Origin of the sequence: Streptomyces sp. ISL-94 (assembly GCF_018614075.1) — a bacterium.
In the GTDB taxonomy this organism is placed as follows: Bacteria; Actinomycetota; Actinomycetes; order Streptomycetales; family Streptomycetaceae; genus Streptomyces.
In genome coordinates, this window is record NZ_JAGGOZ010000045.1 from 47,875 (window position 1) to 69,976 (window position 22,102).

The window sequence follows — 22,102 nt, forward strand, 5'->3', positions numbered from 1 at the left end:
ACGACGGGCAGGAGACGGAGCCCGGTGGGGTGATCCTGGCACCGTGGGAGTCGCCGTGGTTCTGCTACGGGCTGCTGAGGGTGACCGTGGACGGGTACGGGGTCGCCTCGGGAGCCTTCTCTCCGTACTCGGCGTTCATGCTGATGCGCGGGCAGCGTACCGATCTGCGGATCTTCCGCGACGTGGTGCGAGATGCCCATGTGCCGACCGAGTCTTCGACGCGACTCTCGCCTTGGGGGTGTCCGGCGACGACTGTGCCGCGCAGTTCGCGGTCGGGCTCCAGCTCCGTGATGTATGGCGGACCTGGCACGACAACCCTGACGTGGAGGGGGTGGCGTCGCGGCTGTGGCTGGCCACCACCGACGCGACGTCCTGGGCCGCCGTGGACTGGGACGGGCGGAGCTCCGGCCGGTTCACCGTGTGGGAGCACGGGCCTCGGCGTCTGTGGGAGTCCGTCGAGGCGGCCTACGCCTGGTGGCGCGGCATGGGCCGGCCCGGGCCGGAGCGGTTCGGGCTGACAGTCGCCCCCGACGGCAATCATGTCCCTTGGCTCGACAGCCCCGACCACCCGGTCCCCGACCTGAGCTGATCTGATGCCCGAGGAATGAGTCTCTGTTGTGCGGGTGAGAACTCGACGGGAGAATCGGCGCAGGAGAACGGGGTTGTGGTGGGAATGAGTTGGCGGTCGGTCGGCGCATCTCGGCCCCCGAGGGGGGAGATGCGATGAGCCGGAGCATTGATCTGAAGTTCTCGTACGAGATCGCCAAGTTCACGGCTGGGCGGATGCCGGATGGTCATGCCCGCAGCACCTTGCGGAACGCGCAGCCTCATCCCTGGCGCGGGCGGGGAAACCCTCAGAGGATCGAGGAGGGTGCGGCTCCTCGGGTCGCAGAGGATGTCTTCGATGCGCTCAAGGAACTGCACTGGATTTGCGGCAGGACCCCGCGATAGGCAGGCCCGACACGAGCAACATCAACGCGCGCACCGTGGGGCGGTGCGCCAACACCGTTGCTCGATCGCTGGGGGTATCCGAGCCGTTCCCGGAGGTGAAGAGGCGCTAGGTTCCGCGTGCCCACGGACCCTGGTGTCCGGCGCGCACCGGGGTCCGCCGGGCCGGGCGGCTACTCCTCCGGCGGGAAGACCGGCTCGCCCGTTGCCGCCAGGGTGATCAGGATGGCTTCGACGGGGCAGCCTTCGGCCGCCGTCAGGATCGGCTCGTTCGCGTCCGTTTGCGGGGTGCGCGGGTGCGACTGGCGTGCCGAGTCGAGGGTGAAGCCGTCCGGGGCGTGGTTCACGCACATGCCCGAGCCGATGCAGACGCCCCGGTCCACCTCGACCTGCCAGCGGTCTCCCATCAGGCGCCCGCCTCGTAGCCTGCGGGGAGGTGGATCATCTTGTGCTCCAGGTACTCGCTCAGGCCTTCCGGGCCGAACTCCCGGCCCACGCCGCTGCTCTTGTAGCCGCCGAACGGGCCGAGCATGTCCAGGCTGAAGGTGTTCACGTTGAAGGTGCCCGTCCGGATCTGCCGGGCGAAGTCGATGCCGTGGGCCACATCGCCGGTCCACACGCTGCCGCTCAGGCCGAAGTCGGAGTCGTTCGCGATCCGGGCGGCCTCCGCCTCGTCCCCGTACGGGATCAGGCACACGACCGGGCCGAAGATCTCCTCGCGGGCGATCCGCATGGAGTTGTCGACGTCGCCGAAGAGGGTGGGCTCGACGTACCAGCCCCGTTCGAGGCCGGCCGGGCGGCCGCCGCCCGCCAGGACCTTGGCGCCCTCCTCCTGGCCGATGCGGATGTAGTCCAGGGAGCGCTGCTGCTGGCGCCGGGCCACGAGCGGGCCGAGCTGGGTCGCCGGGTCGAGGGGGTCGCCGACGACGAGGGCGCTCGCCGCCGCCGCGAGGGCGTCGGCGATCTCGTCGTAGCGGCTGCGCGGCGCGAGGACGCGGGTCTGGGCCACGCACGCCTGGCCGTTGTTCATCCAGGCGGCCGGGACGATCCCGGCGATCGTGGTCTCCAGGTCGGCGTCCGGGAGGATGACGGCGGCGGACTTGCCGCCGAGTTCGAGGGTGACCCGGGTGAGGTTGCGGGCCGCGACCTCCATCACGCGCTTGCCGGCCGCGACCGAGCCGGTGAAGGCGACCTTGTCGACGCCGGGGTGGCCGACCAGGTACTCGCTGACCTCCCGTTCGGCGGGCAGGATCGACAGCACGCCCTCCGGCACGCCGGCCTCGCGCGCGATGTCGGCGAGGATGTAGGAGTCCAGCGGGGATTCGGGGGACGGCTTGAGGATGACCGTGGAGCCGCTGAGCAGCGCCGGGGCCAGCTTGGCCGCCGCCACGAACTGCGGGACGTTCCACGGGATGACGGCCGCGACGACGCCCACCGGCTCGCGGCGCACCAGGATCGGGCCGAGCACGCCCTGGCGGTACTCCTCGTACGGGTAGGCGCGCGCGACCGTGATCGCGGCGTCGTAGACCATCATCGGGCCCAGCGCCTGGGCGAGGATGCTCCAGGAGTACGGGGATCCGTTCTGGGAGCTGATCGAGCGGGCGATCTCCTCGTGCCGGACGGCTATGGCGTCCTTGATGCGGGTGACGACGGCGATCCGCTCGTCGAGGGACATCCGGGGCCAGGGGCCCTCGTCGAAGGCCTTGCGCGCGGCCTCGACGGCCCGGTCGACGTCCGCCTTCGCGGCGTGCGGGACGGAGCCGATGACCTGCTCGGTGTGGGGGGAGACGACCTGGATCCTGTCGGTGCCCTGCGGATCCGTCCATTCCCCGCCGATGAACAGTTGTCCGTGTTCCACGAGCTCGGTCATGGCTGATGCCTCCTGCGGCTTGGCGTTCCAGAACTGATACCAGTTCTAGTTGGAGGAGTCCACGGGCAGGACGGAACAGCCCGGAAGATCCAACGACTAGTCAGGAGCCGCTGGAGATGGTCGACTTGGGCTACCGGTTCAGAAGTGAAACGGGTTCTTGTTCTTTGAGATTCGTGACTTCGCCTAGTTCGCAGACAGGGGGCCTCATGTCAGAGGACACGTCACAGGTGACCGATCACGGTGGCGGGGTGTGGGCGATCAAGGTCCCCATCCCCGACAACCCGCTCGGGCACACCCTCGTCCACGTCCTCGACACCGACCGCGGCCCGGTCCTCGTCGACACCGGCTGGGACGACCCCGCCTCGTGGGACACCCTCGTCGCCGGCCTCGCCGCGCTCGGCATCGCCGTCGCCGACGTCCACGGCGTGGTCATCACCCACCACCACCCCGACCACCACGGCCTGTCCGGCCAGGTCCGCGAGGCGTCCGGCGCCTGGATCGCCATGCACGCCGCCGACACCGAGGTCGTCGTACGGACGCGCGCCGCCGAGCCCGGCGTCTGGTTCGACTACATGAGCGAGAAGCTCGCCGCGGCCGGAGCCCCCGAGGAGCACATCGCTCCGCTGCGCGCCGCCCGCGCGAGCGGCCGCATGCGCACCCTGCCCGGGCTGCGGGCCGCCGTCCCCGACCGGGAGATCGTCCCCGCCGAGCTGCTGCCCCTCGCCGGGCGCCGGCTGCGGGCGATCTGGACCCCCGGCCACACCCCCGGCCACGTCTGCCTGCACCTGGAGGAGGCCCATCCGGCCAACCTCCCCGGCAACGGGCGCCTCTTCTCCGGGGACCACCTGCTCCCCGGGATCTCCCCCCACATCGGCCTGTACGAGGCCCCGGAGGACCCCCGCGTCACCGACCCCCTCGGGGACTACCTCGACTCCCTCGAACGCATCGGCCGCCTCCGGCCCGCCGAGGTGCTCCCCGCCCACCAGCACGCCTTCACCGACGCGCCCGCCCGCGTACGGGAGCTGCTGCACCACCACGAGGAGCGGCTGACCGGGCTGTGGGCGCTGCTCGCCGAGCCGCTCACCCCGTGGGGGCTGGCGGAGCGGATGGAGTGGAACCGCCCCTGGGAGCAGATCCCGTACGGCTCCCGCAACATCGCGGTCTCGGAGGCGGAGGCCCACCTGCGGCGGCTGGTGAAACAGGGCCGCGCGGAGGCGGTCCCGGGCAGCGACCCGGTGGCGTACCGCGCCCTGTGAGGCTCGGGCGGCGCCTCGGGCGGTGCGTCGGCCGGTAAGGGGTGCTCCAGCCCGGCGCCACCGGTCTCGCGGGCTACGGGCCGGTAGAGTGAGCCCGTCGTCCACACTTTCGTACGGGGGGAAGCCGGTGCAATTCCGGCGCTGACCCGCAACCGTGACCCACTCGCGGCGCCACCCCGGCGCCGCCCGGGCGGGGAGCCGGAATGCCCCGGACCGGAGTGCGCGGCTCGCGCCGCCGGGTCCCCCGGCGGCCGGCACCGTCGAGGCAAACGGAGCCGGAGCCCGGTACCCCTGCGTGCCTGCCTCCCGCTCCCCAGCAGGAGAGGCACCCGCCCCCATGAACGTCCGCCGCAGCGCCGCCGCGCTCGCCGCCTCCGCCGTGCTCTGCGTGGGCGCGGCCCCCGCAGCCCTCGCCGACACCACGCCGCCCGCCTCCCCCTCCGCGCCGCCGGTGATCCCCTCCGGGCTCTACGGCAAGAGCGACCCGACGTACGACGGCGTGTGGCGGCAGTCCTTCGCGCTGCTCGCCCAGCACACGGTCGGCGTCAAGCCCGCCCAGCAGGCCGTCGACTGGCTGGTGGGCCAGCAGTGCGCGAACGGCGGCTTCGCCTCCTTCCGCGCGGACGCGGGCGCGGCATGCGAGGCGACGACGATGTTCGACACGAACGCCACCGCCGCGGCCGTGCAGGCGCTCAAGGCCCTCGGCGGCAAGGACGAGGCGGTCAAGAAGGGCGTGGACTGGCTGAAGTCCGTGCAGAACGAGGACGGCGGCTGGTCCTTCGTCCCCGGCTCCCCCAGCGAGGCCAACTCCACCGCCCTGGTGATCAGCGCGCTCGCGGTGGCCGGCGAGAAGCCGGCCGAGGTCAAGTCGAAGGCCGGCAAGTCGGCGTACGAGGGCCTGCTCCCCTTCCAGCTGGGCTGCACCGCCGAGCCGGCCTCCGACCGGGGCGCCTTCGCGTACCAGCCGGTCGACGGCAAGCTGATCGCCAACGGCGACGCGACGGCCGCCGCGGTGCTGGCCGGCCTCGGAAGGGGCTCGGCCGTCGTCCCGTCCGGTACGGACACCCCTGCCGCGCCCCTGGCCTGCCCGGCGGGTGCCACCGACCCGGCGTCCGCCGCCCAGGGCGCGGCCGGCTACCTGGCCGAGGCACTCAAGAAGGACGGCCACCTGACGGCCGTGACCCCGGGCCAGGTCCTGCCGACCCCGGACACCGGCAACACCGCCGACGCGGTGATCGCCCTGGCCGCGGCCGGGCACAAGCAGTCGGCGGCGGGCGCGCTGGAGTGGCTCAAGGGCAACTCCGCACCGTGGGCGAAGGGCAGCCCGGCGGCCCTCGGCACCCTGGTCCTGGCCGCGCACGCGACCGGCACGGACCCGAAGTCCTTCGGCGGCGCCGACCTCGTCTCGGAGCTGAACGCGACCGGTCCGGCCCCTCAGGGCGCCGACACGAGCGCGACCGAGGTGGACAGCGACAGCGGCAAGGGCTCCGGCAACCAGAACGTCTGGTGGATGATCGGCGCGGGCGCCGCGGCCGGTGTGGGCATCGGCATCCTGCTGAGCGGGCGCCGGAAGAAGAACCAGCTCTGATGCGCCGCCTGGCCCGACCGCCCCGCCTCCCCGCCCTGGCGGTTGCCTTCGGCATCGCCCTGACCCTGTCGGCCGCCGGCCCGGCGCTGGCGTCGGGCTACCGCTACTGGTCGTTCTGGGACGGCACCGGCGGCGGCTGGACGTACGCCACCACGGGCCCGTCGATGGCCCGCCCGGCGGACGGCTCCGTGCAGGGGTTCCGCTTCGCCGTGGGCAAGGACGCCGGGGACCAGGCCGCGCAGCCGCGGGCCGCCGCCGACTTCGGGGCCGTGTGCGGGTCCACCGCGCCGGTGGAGGGCCGCAAGAGGGTGGCGGTCGTCATCGACTTCGGCGTCCCGCCGGACGCCCCGGCGGGCGACGCCCCGCCGCAGGCGGAGCCGCGGACGGCCTGTGCGCAGCTGGCTCCGGAGGGCACGGCGGCCGAGGCGCTGGCGGCGGTCGCCAAGCCGCTGCGCTACAACGGCGCGGCGCTGCTGTGCGCGATCTCGGGCTACCCGGAGCAGGGCTGCGGCGAGCCGCTGGCCGACGGCCCGGCCCCGACGGCCACCCCGGCCGCCCCGCAGGCCGGGCCCCCGGTGAACGGCAACGCCCCGTCGGCGGGCCTGCTGGCGGGCCTCGCGGCGGTGGCCGCCCTGGCCGCGGCCGCCGTCTGGCAGTCCCGCCGCCGCGCCCGATGACGCACCCGGCCGCCCCGCCGCCGGACGCCCGCCACGGAGCGGCAGCCGCCGACGGCGCCCAGGCACCCACCGGAACCCCCGGACCCGGACCGGCCACGCACGGAGCGGCAGCCGCCGACGGCGCCCAGGCACCCACCGGAACCCCCGGACCCGGACCGGCCACGCACGGAGCGGCAGCCGCCGACGGCGCCCAGGCACCCACGGGGGCCACCCGCGCCCGGGGTACGAGTCGCACGGGTGGTGCGGGTGGGTATCCCGCCCGGCCGCAGGCCGGGCGCACCCCCACCGGAGCCGCACCCGGCGACGCGGCTCCGGCCCGCCGGAGCCGGCCCGCGGCGTCAGACCCCCCGCAGGGGCCGACGTACAAAAGGAGCAGGCCCTGGCAGGCTCCCGAGGCCCGCCGGGCCACCGCCCTGCACGCGGGTGCGTGGTGGCTCTGGGCCCTCGGCCTCGCCACCGCCGCGTCCCGGACCACCAATCCCCTCCTTCTCGGCCTGATCGTCGGCGTCGCCGGATACGTGGTCGCGGCCCGCCGCACCGCCGCCCCCTGGGCCCGTTCCTACGGGGCCTTCCTCAAGCTCGGCCTCTTCGTCATCGGCCTGCGGCTCCTCTTCTCCCTGCTGCTCGGCTCGCCCATCCCCGGCACGCACACCCTCTTCACCCTCCCGGAGGCCCCCCTCCCCGCCTGGGCCCAGGGCATCCGGTTCGGCGGCAGGGTCACCGCCGAGCAGCTGCTCTTCGCCTTCTACGACGGCGCGAAGCTGGCCGCCCTCCTGATCTGCGTGGGCGCCGCGAACGCCCTCGCCAATCCGGCGCGGCTGCTCAAATCCCTCCCGGCCGCCCTGTACGAGGCCGGGGTCGCCGTGGTCGTGGCCATGACCTTCGCGCCGAACATGGTCGCCGACGTCGTCCGGCTGCGGACCGCACGCAGGCTGCGGGGCCGCCCCACCGGCGGGGTGAAGGCCATCCTGCAGATCGGCCTGCCCGTGCTGGAGGGCGCTCTGGAGCGTTCGGTCGCGACCGCCGCGTCGATGGACGCGCGCGGGTACGGGCGCACGGCGCAGGTCCCGCCCGCCGTGCGGCACACCACCAACGTCCTCACCCTCGGCGGTCTGCTCGGCATGTGCGCGGGCACGTACGGGCTGCTCGCCGCGCAGGGCGCCGCGTACGGGCTCCCCGTGCTCGGCATCGGCCTGGTCCTGGCCCTGGCCGGGCTGCGGCTCGGGGGCCGCCGGTCGGTGCGGACCCGCTACCGGCCCGACCGGTGGGGCGCGCGCGCCTGGCTGGTCGCCGGGTCGGGTGCGGCCGTCGCCGCCCTCCTCATCCACGCGGGCACCGTCGACCCCGAGGGCCTGCGGCCGGGGGTGGTCCCGCTCGTCGCGCCCGCGCTGCCGCTGTGGCCGGCGGTCGCGGTCCTGATCGGCCTGCTGCCCGCCTTCGTGGCACCCGTACCGCCCAAGGAGGCATCCCAGTGATCCGCTTCGAGCAGGTCTCCGTCACCTACGAGGGCGCGGCCGGTCCCTCGCTCCAGGGTGTCGACCTGGTGATCCCGGAGGGTGAGCTGACGCTCCTGGTCGGTCCGTCCGGGGTCGGCAAGTCCACCCTGCTGGGGGCGGTCTCCGGGCTGGTCCCGCATTTCACCGGGGGCACGCTGCGGGGGCGGGTGACGGTGGCGGGCCGTGACACGCGTACGCACAAGCCGCGGGAGCTGGCGGACGTGGTGGGGACGGTCGGGCAGGATCCGCTCGCGCACTTCGTGACGGACGTGGTGGAGGACGAGCTGGCGTACGGGATGGAGTCGCTGGGGCTGCCGCCCGCGGTGATGCGGCGGCGGGTGGAGGAGACCCTCGACCTGCTCGGGCTGAACGAACTCCGCGACCGGCCGATCGCCACCCTGTCCGGCGGTCAGCAGCAGCGGGTCGCGATCGGCTCGGTCCTGACGCCGCATCCCCGGGTCCTGGTCCTGGACGAGCCGACGTCCGCGCTGGACCCCGCGGCGGCGGAGGAGGTGCTGGCCGTGGTGCAGCGGCTGGTGCACGACCTGGGCACGACGGTGCTGATGGCTGAGCACCGGCTGGAGCGGGTGGTGCAGTACGCCGACCGGGTGCTGCTGCTGCCGGGACCGGGGGCGGTACCGCTGCTCGGCAGCCCGGCCGAGATCATGGCGGTGTCCCCGGTCCACCCCCCGGTGGTCGCCCTGGGCCGCCTCGCCGGGTGGTCCCCGCTCCCCCTGTCGATCCGCGACGCCCGCCGCCTGGCCGCCCCGTTGCGCTCCCGTCTGTCGCCTCCGGCCGGGGATCACGCGCCGTCGGCCCGCGCGAACCCCACCCACCACCTGTCCGCGCCCGACCACCCCACGGCCTCCCAGGGCTCCGCCCTGGCCGGACCGGATTCGCCCCCGTCCGCGCCCGACCGCGCCGCCGCTTCCGAGGGCTCCGCCCTGGCCGGACCGGATTCGCCCCCGTCCGCGCCCGACCGCGCCGCCGCTTCCCAGGGCTCCGCCCCGGACCCCGCGCCTCAAACGCCGGCGAGGCTGGATGTGGCCCCCTCCATGCCTGACTGCAGCGCCCCTTCGCAGGGCTCGGCCGCGGCTCACGTGCCGCTGCTCGGTGACTCAGCCGTGAGGGGCGGACTGCGGGGGACAAATCCAGCCTCGCCGGCGTTTGAGGCGCGGGGGTCCGGGGGCCGGCCCCCGGCAGCGGCGGGGCGGACGCACACGGGGCGTCCGGGCGGGTGGTTTGCGCGTCTGCTCGGCCGGGGCACGCCACGCCCCGAGCCCGCCCCGGCGGAGGCCGGCGAAATGGCGGCCGAGCTCCGGAACCTCGGCGTGCGGCGCGGACGCGTAGAGGTACTGCACGGCGTCACCCTCGCCGTCGCCCCCGGCGAGACCGTCGCCCTCATGGGCCGCAACGGCGCCGGCAAATCCACCCTCCTCGCAGCAATGGTCGGCACCGTGCCCCCCGCCACCGGCTCCGTGACCGTCGGCGGCGCCACCCCGCACCGGACCGCCCCCGCCGAGATGGTCCGCCGCGTCGGCCTCGTCCCGCAGGAGCCCCGCGACCTCCTCTACGCCGACACGGTCGCCGCCGAGTGCGCCGCCGCCGACTCCGACGCCGGCGCGGCCTCCGGCACCTGCCGGGATCTCGTCTCCGCCCTGCTCCCGGACGTCCCCGACGACACCCATCCCCGCGACCTGTCGGAGGGCCAGCGCCTGGCCCTGGCGCTGGCGCTGGTCCTCACCGGCCGGCCCGCCCTGCTCCTCCTCGACGAGCCGACCCGCGGGCTGGACTACGCCGCCAAGGCCCGTCTGGTCGAGATCCTGCGGGCCCTGGCGGCGGACGGCCACGCCATCGTCCTGGCCACCCACGACGTGGAGCTCGCCGCCGAGCTGGCCCACCGCGTGGTGATCCTGGCCGGCGGGGAGGTCGTCGCGGACGGCCCCACCGCCGAGGTGGTGGTCTCCTCCCCCGCCTTCGCACCCCAGGTGGCGAAGATCCTCGCGCCGGGCCACTGGCTCACCGTGACCCAGGTCACCGAGGCCCTGTCGTGAACCGGCGGCCGCTCCAGCCCGCCAGGCCCGCCAGGCCCGGGGCCCGACCCGCCCGACCCGCCCGGCCCGTCCGGATCGGGCCCCGGGCCGCCGCCGCGCTGGTCCTCGTCACATTCATCGGCATCGCCGCCTTCGGCTGGCCGCTCCTCGCCGACCGGCAGTCGGGGCTCGCCCACTCACAGGACGCCCCCTGGCTCTTCGCCGCGCTCCTCCCGCTCCTCGTCGCCGTCGTCGTCGCGACCATCGCCGACAACAACGGCATGGACGCGAAGGCGGTGGCGATGCTCGGGGTGCTCGCCGCCGTGGGTGCGGCGCTGAGACCGCTGGGCGCGGGCACCGCCGGCCTGGAGCCCATGTTCTTCCTGATGGTGCTCAGCGGCCGCGTCCTCGGGCCCGGCTTCGGCTTCGTCCTCGGTTCGGTGACGATGTTCGCCTCCGCCCTTCTGACCGGCGGGGTCGGGCCGTGGATGCCGTTCCAGATGCTGGCGATGGGCTGGTTCTCGCTGGGCGCGGGGCTGCTGCCCGGCCCGGAGCGGATCAGGGGCCGGGCGGAGCTGCTGATGCTGGCGGCGTACGGCTTCGCGGGCTCGTTCGCGTACGGCACGGTCATGAACCTCCAGGGCTGGGTGCTCCTGCAGGGCATGGGCCAGGGCATTGCCTTCCACCCAGGGGAGCCCGTACCGGCGAACCTCGCGCGCTTCGCCGCGTACTGCCTGGCGACCTCGGTGGGCTGGGACCTGGGCCGGGCAACCCTGACCGTCGTACTGACACTGACGCTGGGCGCCACCCTGCTCAAGGCGCTGCGGCGGGCGACGCGAAAGGCTGCTTTCTACGCGCGTGTCTCCTTCGATTCGGGGGCCGAAATCGGCACGGACCCCACCCCCAAGGGGGGTACGAACCGCCGCATAGCGTGACATTCGGGCGCTCCGGCGGTGACCCGCCCCACAGGACCCACGTCACATACGAACCGGGATAGTAGCCAGTAAACGTCCCCTATGACCCCCTTCGTACCGGCCGCCACCTGCGTGAACGGCCATCGGGCCCGAGGGCGGTCGTTCCACCCCAGCTGCGAAAGGCAGTAGTAAGACGGGTCGTTGCCAGGGGGTCCGGTCGTCTGTAGAACTGGATGAGTCGCAAGGCGGCAGGGGTGCTTCACCCCCCGCCGACGAACCCCTCTCCTCCGCGTGAGTGGCTCACGCATGCTTCGGCATGCCTGCGACCGCCCTTGTTCCCTTCGGAAGGTCAATCCGTGTCCAACGCAGTCATCCGCCGCATCGCCGCTTCCAAGAAGACCCTCGTGGGCTCCGTCCTCGCCCTGGGCGTCGCCGGTTCCATGCTTGCCGCGGTCCCCGCGCAGGCCGCCCCGATGAGCGCCAAGGCGATCGCCCAGCAGATGATCAAGGACCCGGCCCAGTTCGCCGCGTTCAACAACATCGTTTCCCACGAGAGCGGCTGGGACTACACCGCCACGAACGCCTCCTCCGGCGCGTACGGCCTGGTCCAGGCCCTGCCGGCCTCGAAGATGGCCTCGGCGGGCTCGGACTGGAAGACGAACCCGGCCACCCAGATCAAGTGGGGCCTGAACTACATGAACGAGCGCTACGGCAGCCCCGTGGGCGCCTGGAACTTCTGGCAGAACAACCACTGGTACTAAGCCACCAGCGGACAGCAGCCATACGAAGACGCTCGGCCGGGAGATCCCGGCCGAGCGTCTTCGTGCGTGGGCCCGTCGAGTCCGACGTACTCATTGCTCTGCCAGTCCCCGGTTTAGACGCGGTCGACGCGCTTCACCCCGTTCCGGGTGCCAGGGCGGAGCGACTACGCGATCTTACGGAGAACAACCCACCAATCCGGCCTCGGAAGATTCTCCACGCGATCGAGGACCCACGTCTCATCGCGTACGGGAAACGTGTCCCCGATGCCCAGGTCGTAATGCTGCTCGCCATCAGCGACGACGACGAGAGCCACCGAGACCGGAAGCTCCTTTGGAGCGCGAACACGGCGCACGATATATCTGACACCCTCCCGTTCCCCTGGAACTCCGTGTCGAAGGAAGACTTCATCGGCCATCACGTTTGCCCCATCGTCGTGTAGCGGTTCTTGATGCTCTCTCGGAATTCCTTGACCGTCAGCGGATCGGGATGCGCCGAATTGTGCGGGTTGCGCAGATGGACCAATCCCCGGTCGTCCACTTCGGTCACCTCATAGGCATGACTGTCGATGAGCCCCTTTGGGAGATCACGGTCGTCGTCGAGCTCGAGGCTCACTGTGCCGACCAGGACCGGGCATCCCTCCCCGAGTTTCCCTCGCAGCGTTTCGACGAGTTGCCGGTCGGGGCTACGCCCCTGGATGTCGTACTGCGTGGGGAAGTCATCCGTGTACGCGGGCTCGCCGGTGAGCTGGGTGAGCAGTTCCGCACGATGATTGGGGAAACTCCCCTGGTCGAGGCGTACGTAGCCCTCAACCGGCTTCGGGCGGCTCTCATCCCACGTCTCGTCGACTCCAGCGATTGCCTTCTCCAGAATCGGCACCCACGCCGCATCACCGGCACCCGATTTCGCATAAGCGGGCCGGTCGGGTGAATCAACCGATATCGGAAGGTCGGGTGTGACAGTCAGGACAGTGACTGCTCCCGTCGGCTCAAAACGACTCCAGTCGCCATAAAGGGACCGCTTCGTCTGGTGAAGCGTCACCTCGTACGTACCGTCATCGTTCTCCCGGATACGGTCGGAAATTGCCTCCGGGCGGTGTCCGGCGACCGCGCCCATGGTGGAAATGATTCCACAGTCCCCGAGGCTCCCTTGCTGGGTCTGCTCGCGTGCGGGCGGCCCGTCGAACAAGGGCATGTGTTTTCCGTCTGGGCCGTCGAGCGGCGTACCGTATCGGTACTCTCCCGCCCGAGTCACCTCCGTGAAGTCAGGCCGATCGACCGTGGCGTGTATGTCGACGGCTTTGTCGGTCGGGTCCTTCCACCAGGACACCGCATCGCGCAACCGCCCGAGGACCCCTCCTTCGGGACCCTCCTCGCGAGCCGACGCCTCGCGCGGCTCCCCGTCTCCCGCCGGTTCGCCGCGCTCAGCGGAATCGGCCGGGCGGTCCGCCAGATCGTGCGGATCCCCTTCCGCAGCCTCGGAGGGCTCGGCAGCGTCGGCCTGATCGTCAGCCGAATCGCCGGGAAGGGAGTCGGCATTGACGGCATTGACGGCGGTGGCAGGCTCCGGCTCCGCCGAGTCGACGGAGACTTCGAACCCCTGGGGGTCGGCGTAGTCCATCACCGAGTCGCCGGCATCGTCATCGACGCCCGCAGCCTCGTCAGCAGCAGCCGACGCCTCCGGCTCCACCGGGTCGTCAGGGGCCGCATCGGACTCCTCCGGCTCGACGTGGTCACCCACCGCCGAGCCGTCGGCATCCTCATCAACGGCGGCCGAAGCCTCCGGCTCCACCGGGTCCTCGGGGGCTTCGGACTCCTCCGGCTCGGCAGAGTCGTCCGCCTCGGAGTCATCGCCATCGTCGTCGACGTCCGCTACCTCGTCGGCCGCCACCGACGCCTCCGGCTCGGCGTGGTCATCTGCCGCCGCGTCGCCGGCGTCATCGTCATCGTCATCGGCAACCTCGTCGGGGGCTTCCGGCTCCTCCGGCTCGGCGTCGTCGTCCGCCGTCAGGCCGTCGGCGTCCACGCCGTCGGCCTCGCCGGCATCCGCAGTCTCGTGGGCAGCGGCCGGCGCCTCCGGCTCGACGTCGTCATCCGCCACCGCGTCGCCGGTGTCATCGACATCCGCAACCTCCTCGGGGGCTTCCGGCTCCTCCGGCTCGGCAGAGTCATCGGCATCGGCATCCGCCGCCTCGGCAAGGGCTTCCGGCTCCGCCGGCTCGGCGTCGTCGTCGAGCGCCGAGTCGGCGGCGGTCTCGCCGGCCACCGCTTCCGGGGCCTCCTGCGGTTCCCCGACCGGCTCCGGTACCTCCGGCAGCGGCGGCGGGGCGTCCTCCGCCGTGGTCTCCGCGGCGTCGAGCTCGCTCACTGCGTGTCCCCCGTGGACGGTGTGGGCACCGGCTTGCGCGGCCGGCGCTCGAAGACGGTGAGCGCGCGGGCGAACCGCTTGGGCCACTCCTCCGACGGGTCCGCGCAGCCGACGGTCTTCTCCAGTACGGACGGCGTGTGGCGCCCGTGGTAGTACTGCCGCGTCTTCGTCCCCTTCCGGGCCTTCCACCGCGGCTCGGCGACCGGACAGGGATCGCCCCCGTCGAGTTGGGCCCGCATCATCGCGGCGACGTGTCCGGCCAGGGCGGCGGGTGAGTCCGGGGCGCCCACGCGGCTGTGTACCGCGCGGTCGACGGCCTGGCCGATGGCGCACTCCAGCAGGCGCCGGTCCGAGGTCCGGTACGGAGCCAGATCGCGGCGCATTGCCTTCCCCGGCAGGGGCGTGGTCCAGCCCAACAGATGTGCAGCCACCGCCATTTCGGCCCAGAGGGTGATACGGAGCTCGTCCTGCTCGGTCAGGCGTTGCGCGGTGCGCAGTTGCCGCAGGGTGCAGGGAGCCGCCGAGCAGTCCTCGCCGCAGGCCCCGCTGCGCGGCGCGACCAGCGGGGCGGGGGACGCCGGACGGATGGCCGCCGCGTCCTCGCGCGAGGTGCCGTCCTCCATGCGGACCAGCAGGGGGTAGTCCATGCCGTCGGTGAAGACCGCGGCCTCACCGGGCTTGAGGGTGACCAGGTACTCCGACTGCGCCTCGGTGATGTTCATCGTGGCGCCGACGGCCTCGCGGTCGTCCTGCGCCGGGAGGCGGTGGACCACCTTGGCCGCGGTGTTCTTGATGACGTCCGGCACCAGCTTGCTCGGGATCTGATCGGCGATCACCAGGCCCTCGCCGTACGCACGGATCTCGGCGAGCAGGCCCGCGAACATCTCCACGGCGTGCGCGCTCGCCCCGCCCTCCTCCGAACGCCGCAGCAGCCGGTGGGCCTCCTCGAAGACGGTCACGTGGCGCAGGGGGAAGGAGATCCGGCGGGTCGTCCGCTGCTCCATGCGCAGGTACTCGATGAGCCGGATCAGGATCGTCCCCATCAGGAACGCCTTGTCCTTGTCGTCCCCGACGTCCTCGATCTCGAAGACAACGTTCCGCTTCAGCAGTTCACCGAAGTCGATGGGGTGGCCGCCCTCCAGGAACCGCCCGGTGGTGCCGAGCCGGAGGCTGGCGAGCCTGATCTTGATGAAGCCCTGGACGTTGTCGGTGATCTCCTTGCCGTAGCCGATCTCCGCGACGATGCGCAGCGCCGTGTGCTCCAGGTCCTCCAGCGTCGGGTAGCGCGGCTCGGTCCCGGCGAAGCGGGGTTCGCCGAGGGTCAGGTCCCAGCCCAGGTCCTCGTAGCAGCGGGTCAGCGCGGCACTCAGCACCTGCGGGAAGGGCTCCTGGGGGTCGAAGGAGGCGAGGAAGAGGGCGCGGACCATGTCGAGGTGGGTCTGCAGGGGGAAGCGTTCACCGTCCGCGAAGACGGACGGCTCCAGCGGGTTCAGGCCGGCGGGGAGGGAGTCGCGGTCGCCCGGTTTGATGACGATGACCTCGTGCTCGTCACCCAGGCGCGCGGACATGAACCGGTACTCCGCCTTGGCCGGCTCGACGACCAGCCACGGCAGCTGCTCCCGCGTGGCCGCTTCGAGCAGGCCGCGTACGGTCTGCGACTTGCCGCCGCCCGTCGCCCCGCAGACGAAGGTGTGCCGGTTGAGCGTGGAGCGCGGCAGGTCGAGGGCGCCCACGGGGCTGCGGTTGCGGTCCAGGATCGTGCCGAGCCGGATCGGGGCGGCGCCCGGCTGGGCGGTCCGGGCCGCGTTCTCCGGGGTCACGTCGAACTCCGGGCGCAGCGCGAACCGTACGCCGGGTATCTCCTGGGCCGGGGGCCGGGCCAGAGCCGCCAGCAGCTCCGAGCTCCCGTGGAAGGGGAAGCTCCCGGGCTCCGGCGGCTTGGCCCCCGCCCCGCGGCCGGTCGTGAGCACCGTCGGGAGGTCGCCCACCTGCCCGGTCGGCTTGAGCGCGTAGGGGAGCCCTTCGAGGTCCGCCGACGCGCAGACCAGGGCGGCCACCCTCTGGGCCTCGTCGGGGGTACGGCCACCGGCGAGCAGGCGTATGTGCCACAGCCCGGTGGCCGGCGCCTTCGCCAGCTCCTTGTGCCTGCGCTCCAACCGGGCGGCTGCCAGGGCGTATTCGGGCGAGCCCGCCGCCTTGGACTGTGCTCTTCGCTGCCGGTCCGCGGCCTCGCCCGTCAGCTCTTCGAGCTCGTCGGGCAGCACCGGATCGGCGAGCACCAGCCACGCGAACGCCTCCTGCCATACGCCGAGCAGGCAGTCCTCGAGGGTGGGGCGCAGCCGGGACGTCCCCGAAGCCCTGGGTTCGTCGTCGACCAGCAGTCCGTCGGCGACCCCGGCGACGGCGGTCCAATGGGGGAAGTGCGCCAGGGCGCCGGCGACGACGCCCGGCGCCTGCCGCCGCGCCCGCGCCCCGGCGGGGAGGCGGAGCAGGGCCGCGCCCGGGTCGGCGGAGTCGTCGCCACCGGCCAGCGAGGAGCCGCCCAGGAAGACGTCGAGGGGGTGCGCCGCCGACGCACGGGACCAGCCGACGAGGACGCTGCCCCGGCCCGGGTCGGACGGGTGGCGGGCGTGGAAGGCGGAGACGAGGGCGGCGAACCGGTGTGCGCGCAGCTCGTCGTCGGGGCCGGACGGCCGGGAGGCGTCGGGCCGCTGCCGCGGCACCTCGGCCAGCGCGTAGGTGGGCATGCCGAGGAGGCGGTGCCAAGCTTCGCCGGCGGTCCCCGGGGGTGTCGTGTACGACGTCATCGCCGGCTCACGTCCGGTCCGTGCCCGCGCAGCGTGGTCGACACAGTTCCGCCCCCGTCGATCGGTCTCGTCGGCAGCATCCTAGAGTCGATCATGGTCGTGTCCAACCCGGTTGCGGAGGCTCCGCGTTGCCGGGAATCCAACTGGACGTCGAGCCGCGTGTGATGCAGCATGACTCGACCACAGGTCGATGAACGACTCTCCGCTTCGGCGGATTCGGGGGCGGGTCGAAATCACTGGGATGTCCCATGCGACCGTGTCCGTCTGCCGGGAGCGTTTGGCCAACTGTCTCCATTTCAGCGCCATGTGTAGCGCCAGGCACCAATAGGGCGGACTTCCGTGAACCAACCTGTCGATCCTCGGCAGCCTCAACACCCGCCGGGTAGCGGCGAATTCGCCGAGCCCCACACTCCTCAGGCTCCGCCGCCCCACCCGTACGGGCAGCAGCATCCCGGGGCGCAGGCGCAGGCGGCTCCGCCGGGCGGACCCTCCGTCCCGCAGCAGGGCCGGCCCTATCTCCCGGCTCCGCCGGCGGCGGCACCCGGCTACCCGGCCGCTCCTCCCACTGTTCCCGCGCAGGCGACGGGGTATCCGGCGACACCGCCGAACCAGCCGCCGCACCAGCCGTCGGGCTACCCCGCCGCTGCGCCCTCGCAGGCACCCGGATATCCGGCCGCCGCGCCTCCGCAGCCGTACGCGACCTACGGCCGGCCGTACGCGCCCACTCCGCCGACGCCGCCGCAGCACGCACCCGGCCCGTTCGCGACGCCGCCCTCCGCGGGGTTCCAGGCCACCGGCCACCCGCCGGCTCCGCCGCAGGGGCAGGCGCCCGGCTACTCCCCCGCCCCGGGCACGCCTCCGCCGCCCGTGCCGCCCGCGCTCGCGAAGCCGCAGCCCGGACAAGCGCCGCCGATGCCCGGTGGAGCCCCGGCGCCCGCGTACCAGCCCGCCGCGCACCAGCCCGCCGCCTACGATGCCGCCGCGTACTCGGCCGCGTACGACCCGACCGCGCCCCCGCCCACCCGTCGCGGCGCGGACTCGTCGTCCATCACCACGCTGCTGCTCAACCTCCCTCTGTTCCTGGGCAGTTTCCTCGTCGTCTGGCTGATCTCCCAGCTCTTCCCCGCCGGGCTGGACATCGTCTTCGTCATCGCCTGGCTCGCGTCCGGTGCGCTGATGTTCCACCGCCCCACCGAGCGTGCCCTGGCCCGTTTCCTCTACAAGGTCCGCGAACCCACAGCCGCCGAGCTCGCCCGGCTGCAGCCGCTCTGGGAGGACGTCACCCAGCGGGCCGGTCTCGACGGCTCGCGCTACGACCTGTGGGTCGAGGACAGCGACCAGGTCAACGCCTTCGCCGCCGCGGGCCACATCGTCAGCGTCACGCGCAAGTCGCTGGGCGGCCTGCCCCCGGAGCAGCTCGCCGCCGTCCTCGCCCACGAGCTGGGGCACCACGTCGGCGGTCACGCCTGGTCCGGGCTGCTCGGCGTCTGGTACGCGTTCCCGGCCCGGATCGTGATGGCCGTCGTGAAGTTCGCCGTGAAGTTCGTCTTCCTGGTGGCCGCCCAGATCGCGTGCCTCGGCGCGCTGATCTTCGCCCTGGTCATCGGCACGCTCGCCGTGTCCGTGGCCCTCACCTTCCCCCCTGCGCTGGGCCTGTTCGCCATCCCGTTCCTCCTCGCCTGGGCGGGGCGGCTCGGTGAGCTGCGGGCCGACCGGTTCGCCGCGGAGATCGGCTTCGGGCCGTTGCTGCTGGCCACGCTGACCGGGTGGCTCGACCAGGGCTCCGACGACGACCACGGCCGGCAGGGCATGACGGCGCGGCTGATGGCCACGCACCCTCCGATCCACCAGCGCATCCGCGCGCTGGAGCCGTTCGCGGCCGCACCGACAGGACCCGCCGGCCCCGCCGGACCCGCCGGCCCCGCCGGACCGGTCGGACCGGTCGGACCGGTCGGACCCACTGGGAGCCTGCCCTCATGACCGTGCAGAACGCCAAGGCCGCACCGCCCGGCCGGCACCTGCGCCTCTTCGACCCCGGGCAGCGGCTCGGCTGGACCTACCGCGACCCGGAATCGCTGCGCAGCCCCTTCCCCGAGCCCGAACCGCAGCGGCAGCCCATACCCGTGGCGTACGAGAACCGGGCGCATGCCGCCCGGCTGGCCCACGAGGACCGCAAGGGGTCCACGGCCAAGATCGGTGGCGGGATCACGGTGGTGCTCCTGCTCCTGGCCACCATGGGCGGCGCCACCATGGCCGTACTCGCCGTGATCGCCGCGGCGGTGACCGCGGCCCTCGTCGTCCACGCCGGGCAGTCGGCCACGACGGCCGGCAGCCGGCTGGAAGCCAAGCGCGCGGAACTGGAACACCACTTCCAGTACGCCTGGCAGTCCTGGCACCAGCGCGCCCTCCAGCACGCCGCGGCCCAGGACCACCGGGTGCGCGGCCTCGACGCGTGGGGCGCACTTCCGGCGGGCCCCGCCATGCGGCGCCTGGACATCTTCGGCGGCAGCCAGCGCAGCCGGGAGGGCTTCCTCACGGTCTTCGGCACGTCGACCCTCCAGCAGCAGCCGCTGATCGTGCTCGACCTGACCCAGGCCCTCATCTGCGAGGAGCTGTCCGCGCTCGCCGAGCTCGCCGGTGTCCCCGTCGACGTACAGCTGCTGCCGAGCCGCATGGCCGAGAGCGGCATCGTGAGCGGCCTCACCTCGCACGAGCTGGTCGACAGCCTCGTGGAGGCCGTGTACGCCGAGGACTCCGAGGGCAGCCGGGCCGCGCGGGCCCTCGACACCAGGATCCTCCAGCAGCTGTGCGGGGTCCTCGGCGCCGATGTCACTCCGGCCCGCCTGGGAGCGGGCCTGCGGGCCCTGATGGGCGAGATCGACGACACCGAGGCCCTCACCCGGGCGGAGCGCAACCGCATCGCGGACGACCTGCTGGGCGACAAGAACAAGGACCAGATGCGGGACAGCCTGCTGCGGCTCGCGTCCTTCCTGCATCCTCTGGAGCGCTTGGGCGCGGAGCGCGGCGGGCGCGGCCCCGGCTATCTCACCTGTATCGCGCTGGACTTCACCACGGGGTCGGCCAGTACGGAACTGCTGGGCGACCTGGCGGTGCAGAGCGTGACCCGGCGCCTGGCCTCCTTCCAGGAGACGGCACCGTCGGTGGTCCTTGCGCTCGGCGAGCAAGGCCTCCAGCGCCGGTACCTGGAGCAGCTGGCCGGCGTCTGCGAGCGGCGCGGCGCTCAACTCACCGTCCTGCACCCGCATCTGCGTGAGGGGTCACAGGAGGTGATCGGCGGTGGCACGGTCGGCTTCATGAGGCTGGGCAACCACCAGGAGGCCGGGATCGCGGCGGACTTCCTGGGCCGCCACCACTCCTTCGTCCTCCACTCGCTGACGGACACCGACGGTACGACGGTCAGCACGTCCGTGGCCAAGACCGTGGGGTCTTCCGTGAGTACCGGCACCACGTACAGCGAGTCGGTGACCCGGGGCTCGAACTGGGGGAACAGCAGCTCCAGCAGCTACCAGGGCGGGCCCAATCCGTTCTCGACGAGCAGCTCCAGCAGCTCGGGCGGCAGCTACAGCGAGACCACCGGTACGTCGACCAGTACGACGCGCTCGACGAACGAGTCCACCTCGCACACGTCCAGCGACGGTACGAGCACCAGCTTCGCCCGCGGTCGGCAGCGCGTCTACGAGTACGCGGTCGAACCGACCCAGCTGCAGGCGCTCGCCGACTTCAGCCTGCTGCTCGTGGAGCGCAGGCCGGACGGATCGGTGACGGTCCACCCGGCGGACTGCAACCCGAACGTCGTCCTGCTGGACCGGGTGAGCACCCAGCCGCTGCCGTACGCGGCGCCGTCCGCGCCGGCCGCACACGCCGTACAGGCCGGATACGCCGGGCACCCCGGCGGAATGCCGTAGCAGCGGCGCACGCACCGGCGGCAGCAGCCATACGAAGGCCCGGCGGCCGGCCTCCCCAGGTCCGGCCTCCGGGGCCTTCTGCATCCCATCCCACGGGGTCTGTGTGCAGCGCCTACAGGCGCTGGATGATCGTGCCGGTCGCCAGCGCGCCGCCCGCGCACATGGTGATCAGCGCGAACTCCTTGTCGCGCCGCTCCAGCTCGTGCAGTGCGGTGGTGATCAGCCGGGCGCCGGTGGCGCCGACGGGGTGGCCGAGCGCGATGGCGCCGCCGTTGACGTTGACCTTCTCCAGGTCCTGGTCGAAGACCCGGGCCCAGCTGAGGACGACGGAGGCGAAGGCCTCGTTGATCTCGACGAGGTCGATGTCCTTGAGGGACATGCCGGCCTTGCCGAGCACGGCGCGCGTCGCGTCGATCGGCCCGTCGAGGTGGTAGTGCGGGTCGGCGCCGACGAGGGTCTGGGCGACGATCCGCGCGCGCGGCCGCAGCTTGAGCGCGCGGGCCATCTTGCGCGAAGCCCACATCACGGCGGCGGCCCCGTCGGATATCTGCGAGGAGTTCCCGGCGGTGTGCACGGCGGTCGGCATGACCGGCTTGAGCCGGGCCAGCGCCTCCATGGAGGTGTCGCGCAGGCCCTCGTCGCGGTCGACCAGCCGCCACATGCCCTGTCCGGCGGCCTGCTCCTCCTCCGTGGTCGGCACCTGGACGGCGAAGGTCTCGCGCTTGAAGCGCTCCTCGGCCCAGGCGGCCGCGGCCCGCTCCTGGGAGAGCACGCCCAGCCTGTCGACGTCCTCGCGGGTCAGGCCCCGGTGGCGGGCGATCCGCTCGGCGGCCTCGAACTGGTTGGGGAGGTCGACGTTCCACTCGTCCGGGAACGGCTTGCCGGGCCCGTGCTTGGATCCCGACCCCAGCGGGACGCGGCTCATGGCCTCGACCCCGCAGGCGATGCCGATGTCCATGACACCGCCGGAGATCATGTTGGCGACCATGTGGTTGGCCTGCTGGGAGCTGCCGCACTGGCAGTCCACCGTGGTCGCGGCGGTCTCGTACGGCAGGCCCATGGCGAGCCAGGCGTTGCGGGCGGGGTTCATCGACTGCTCGCCGGCGTGGGTGACGGTGCCGCCGACGATCTGCTCGACGCAGTCGGGCTGGATTCCGGTACGGGCGAGGAGCTCGCGGTAGGTCTCGCCGAGGAGGTAGGCGGGATGGAGGTTGGCGAGCGCGCCCCCGCGCTTGCCGATGGGGGTGCGTACGGCTTCGACGATGACGGGTTCCGCGGCCATGAGCTCGTCCTCTCCTGCACTGCGCCGGCGCGGCGGGCCGTCCCGGCGCCCCGCCCCGAACTAGTACGCGTTCTAGTTCTCCGTGCAGTCTTATGACCCGGAGCCCCGTCACGCAAGGGTCTTGCACGCGCCCTGCACGGATTCCACACGCAACAGTTGGCGCCGCGACCCTTGTCACT

General features: G+C 72.9%; 16 protein-coding genes and 1 riboswitch. Of the genes, 10 read left to right on the forward strand and 6 right to left on the reverse strand.

Annotation, left to right across the window (positions count from 1 at the left end):
- The first annotated feature begins 238 nt into the window (after positions 1–238).
- Positions 239–589 (forward strand): hypothetical protein, encoded by a 351-nt coding sequence (locus J7E94_RS34610; RefSeq protein WP_251056756.1) that lies wholly within the window; start codon positions 239–241, stop codon positions 587–589.
- A 532-nt stretch (positions 590–1,121) separates the two neighbouring features.
- On the opposite strand, the gene J7E94_RS16600 is transcribed toward J7E94_RS34610, so the two are convergent.
- Positions 1,122–1,355 carry a ferredoxin gene (locus J7E94_RS16600; RefSeq protein ID WP_215016196.1) on the reverse strand — a complete coding sequence of 78 codons (234 nt, stop codon included), beginning with the start codon at positions 1,353–1,355 and terminating at the stop codon, positions 1,122–1,124.
- Entirely contained in the window at positions 1,355–2,818 is a 1,464-nt protein-coding gene (locus J7E94_RS16605) for an aldehyde dehydrogenase (protein WP_215016197.1), read from the reverse strand. The genes J7E94_RS16600 and J7E94_RS16605 overlap by 1 nt, the downstream gene beginning before the upstream one ends.
- Before the next feature lie 206 nt (positions 2,819–3,024).
- Between J7E94_RS16605 and J7E94_RS16610 the strand changes: the two genes are divergently transcribed.
- The 7 genes from J7E94_RS16610 to J7E94_RS16640 all read left to right on the forward strand — a co-directional run bounded on the left by J7E94_RS16610 (position 3,025) and on the right by J7E94_RS16640 (position 11,543).
- Entirely contained in the window at positions 3,025–4,074 is a 1,050-nt protein-coding gene (locus tag J7E94_RS16610; protein WP_215016198.1) for an MBL fold metallo-hydrolase, read from the forward strand.
- A gap of 117 nt (positions 4,075–4,191) precedes the next feature.
- A riboswitch (cobalamin riboswitch) is annotated at positions 4,192–4,283 on the forward strand.
- Between the two features lie 128 nt (positions 4,284–4,411).
- Entirely contained in the window at positions 4,412–5,662 is a 1,251-nt protein-coding gene (locus tag J7E94_RS16615; RefSeq protein ID WP_215016199.1) for a prenyltransferase/squalene oxidase repeat-containing protein, read from the forward strand.
- Positions 5,662–6,339, forward strand: coding sequence for an SCO2322 family protein (locus tag J7E94_RS16620; protein WP_251056757.1), 678 nt, complete (start codon positions 5,662–5,664; stop codon positions 6,337–6,339). Before J7E94_RS16615 ends, J7E94_RS16620 begins: the two co-directional genes overlap by 1 nt.
- Positions 6,340–6,752: 413 nt before the next feature.
- Positions 6,753–7,814 (forward strand): energy-coupling factor transporter transmembrane component T, encoded by a 1,062-nt coding sequence (locus J7E94_RS16625; RefSeq protein WP_215016226.1) that lies wholly within the window; start codon positions 6,753–6,755, stop codon positions 7,812–7,814.
- Positions 7,811–9,889, forward strand: a complete 2,079-nt coding sequence (locus J7E94_RS16630; protein ID WP_215016201.1) for an ABC transporter ATP-binding protein — start codon at positions 7,811–7,813, stop codon at positions 9,887–9,889. The genes J7E94_RS16625 and J7E94_RS16630 overlap by 4 nt, the downstream gene beginning before the upstream one ends.
- A 74-nt stretch (positions 9,890–9,963) precedes the next feature.
- Positions 9,964–10,803 (forward strand): ECF transporter S component, encoded by an 840-nt coding sequence (locus J7E94_RS16635; protein ID WP_215016227.1) that lies wholly within the window; start codon positions 9,964–9,966, stop codon positions 10,801–10,803.
- A 335-nt stretch (positions 10,804–11,138) separates the two neighbouring features.
- On the forward strand, positions 11,139–11,543 hold the full coding sequence (locus tag J7E94_RS16640; RefSeq protein WP_308345154.1) for a transglycosylase SLT domain-containing protein: 405 nt from the start codon (positions 11,139–11,141) through the stop codon (positions 11,541–11,543).
- Between the two features lie 164 nt (positions 11,544–11,707).
- On the opposite strand, the gene J7E94_RS35950 is transcribed toward J7E94_RS16640, so the two are convergent.
- Genes J7E94_RS35950 through J7E94_RS16650 form a run of 3 tightly spaced genes read right to left on the reverse strand, consistent with a single transcriptional unit; the run spans position 11,708 to position 16,715 of the window.
- Positions 11,708–11,959: a DUF6406 domain-containing protein gene (locus tag J7E94_RS35950; RefSeq protein ID WP_374224453.1), complete on the reverse strand. Its 252-nt coding sequence runs from the start codon at positions 11,957–11,959 to the stop codon at positions 11,708–11,710.
- Positions 11,959–13,908, reverse strand: coding sequence for a C2 family cysteine protease (locus J7E94_RS35710; RefSeq protein WP_215016203.1), 1,950 nt, complete (start codon positions 13,906–13,908; stop codon positions 11,959–11,961). Before J7E94_RS35710 ends, J7E94_RS35950 begins: the two co-directional genes overlap by 1 nt.
- Positions 13,905–16,715 carry an ATP-binding protein gene (locus tag J7E94_RS16650; protein ID WP_215016204.1) on the reverse strand — a complete coding sequence of 937 codons (2,811 nt, stop codon included), beginning with the start codon at positions 16,713–16,715 and terminating at the stop codon, positions 13,905–13,907. Before J7E94_RS16650 ends, J7E94_RS35710 begins: the two co-directional genes overlap by 4 nt.
- A gap of 339 nt (positions 16,716–17,054) precedes the next feature.
- Between J7E94_RS16650 and J7E94_RS35715 the strand changes: the two genes are divergently transcribed.
- Both J7E94_RS35715 and J7E94_RS16660 read left to right on the forward strand, forming a co-directional pair.
- Positions 17,055–18,695, forward strand: coding sequence for a M48 family metalloprotease (locus J7E94_RS35715; protein ID WP_308345156.1), 1,641 nt, complete (start codon positions 17,055–17,057; stop codon positions 18,693–18,695).
- On the forward strand, positions 18,692–20,641 hold the full coding sequence (locus J7E94_RS16660; RefSeq protein WP_215016205.1) for a hypothetical protein: 1,950 nt from the start codon (positions 18,692–18,694) through the stop codon (positions 20,639–20,641). Before J7E94_RS35715 ends, J7E94_RS16660 begins: the two co-directional genes overlap by 4 nt.
- 112 nt (positions 20,642–20,753) lie before the next feature.
- Here the strand turns inward: J7E94_RS16660 and J7E94_RS16665 are convergent, their stop codons facing one another.
- Positions 20,754–21,923 carry a steroid 3-ketoacyl-CoA thiolase gene (locus J7E94_RS16665; RefSeq protein ID WP_215016207.1) on the reverse strand — a complete coding sequence of 390 codons (1,170 nt, stop codon included), beginning with the start codon at positions 21,921–21,923 and terminating at the stop codon, positions 20,754–20,756.
- Positions 21,924–22,102: the final 179 nt, after the last annotated feature.

Excerpts from the sequence above, each read along its gene's own strand:
- J7E94_RS35950 (WP_374224453.1), bottom strand. The coding sequence starts at position 11,959 with ATGGCCGATGAAGTCTTCCTTCGACACGGAGTTCCAGGGGAACGGGAG.
- J7E94_RS16605 (WP_215016197.1), bottom strand. The coding sequence starts at position 2,818 with ATGACCGAGCTCGTGGAACACGGACAACTGTTCATCGGCGGGGAATGG.
- J7E94_RS16650 (WP_215016204.1), bottom strand. The coding sequence starts at position 16,715 with ATGACGTCGTACACGACACCCCCGGGGACCGCCGGCGAAGCTTGGCAC.
- J7E94_RS16660 (WP_215016205.1), top strand. The coding sequence starts at position 18,692 with ATGACCGTGCAGAACGCCAAGGCCGCACCGCCCGGCCGGCACCTGCGC.
- J7E94_RS16615 (WP_215016199.1), top strand. The coding sequence starts at position 4,412 with ATGAACGTCCGCCGCAGCGCCGCCGCGCTCGCCGCCTCCGCCGTGCTC.
- J7E94_RS16620 (WP_251056757.1), top strand. The coding sequence starts at position 5,662 with ATGCGCCGCCTGGCCCGACCGCCCCGCCTCCCCGCCCTGGCGGTTGCC.
- J7E94_RS16610 (WP_215016198.1), top strand. The coding sequence starts at position 3,025 with ATGTCAGAGGACACGTCACAGGTGACCGATCACGGTGGCGGGGTGTGG.
- J7E94_RS16600 (WP_215016196.1), bottom strand. The coding sequence starts at position 1,355 with ATGGGAGACCGCTGGCAGGTCGAGGTGGACCGGGGCGTCTGCATCGGC.
- J7E94_RS16665 (WP_215016207.1), bottom strand. The coding sequence starts at position 21,923 with ATGGCCGCGGAACCCGTCATCGTCGAAGCCGTACGCACCCCCATCGGC.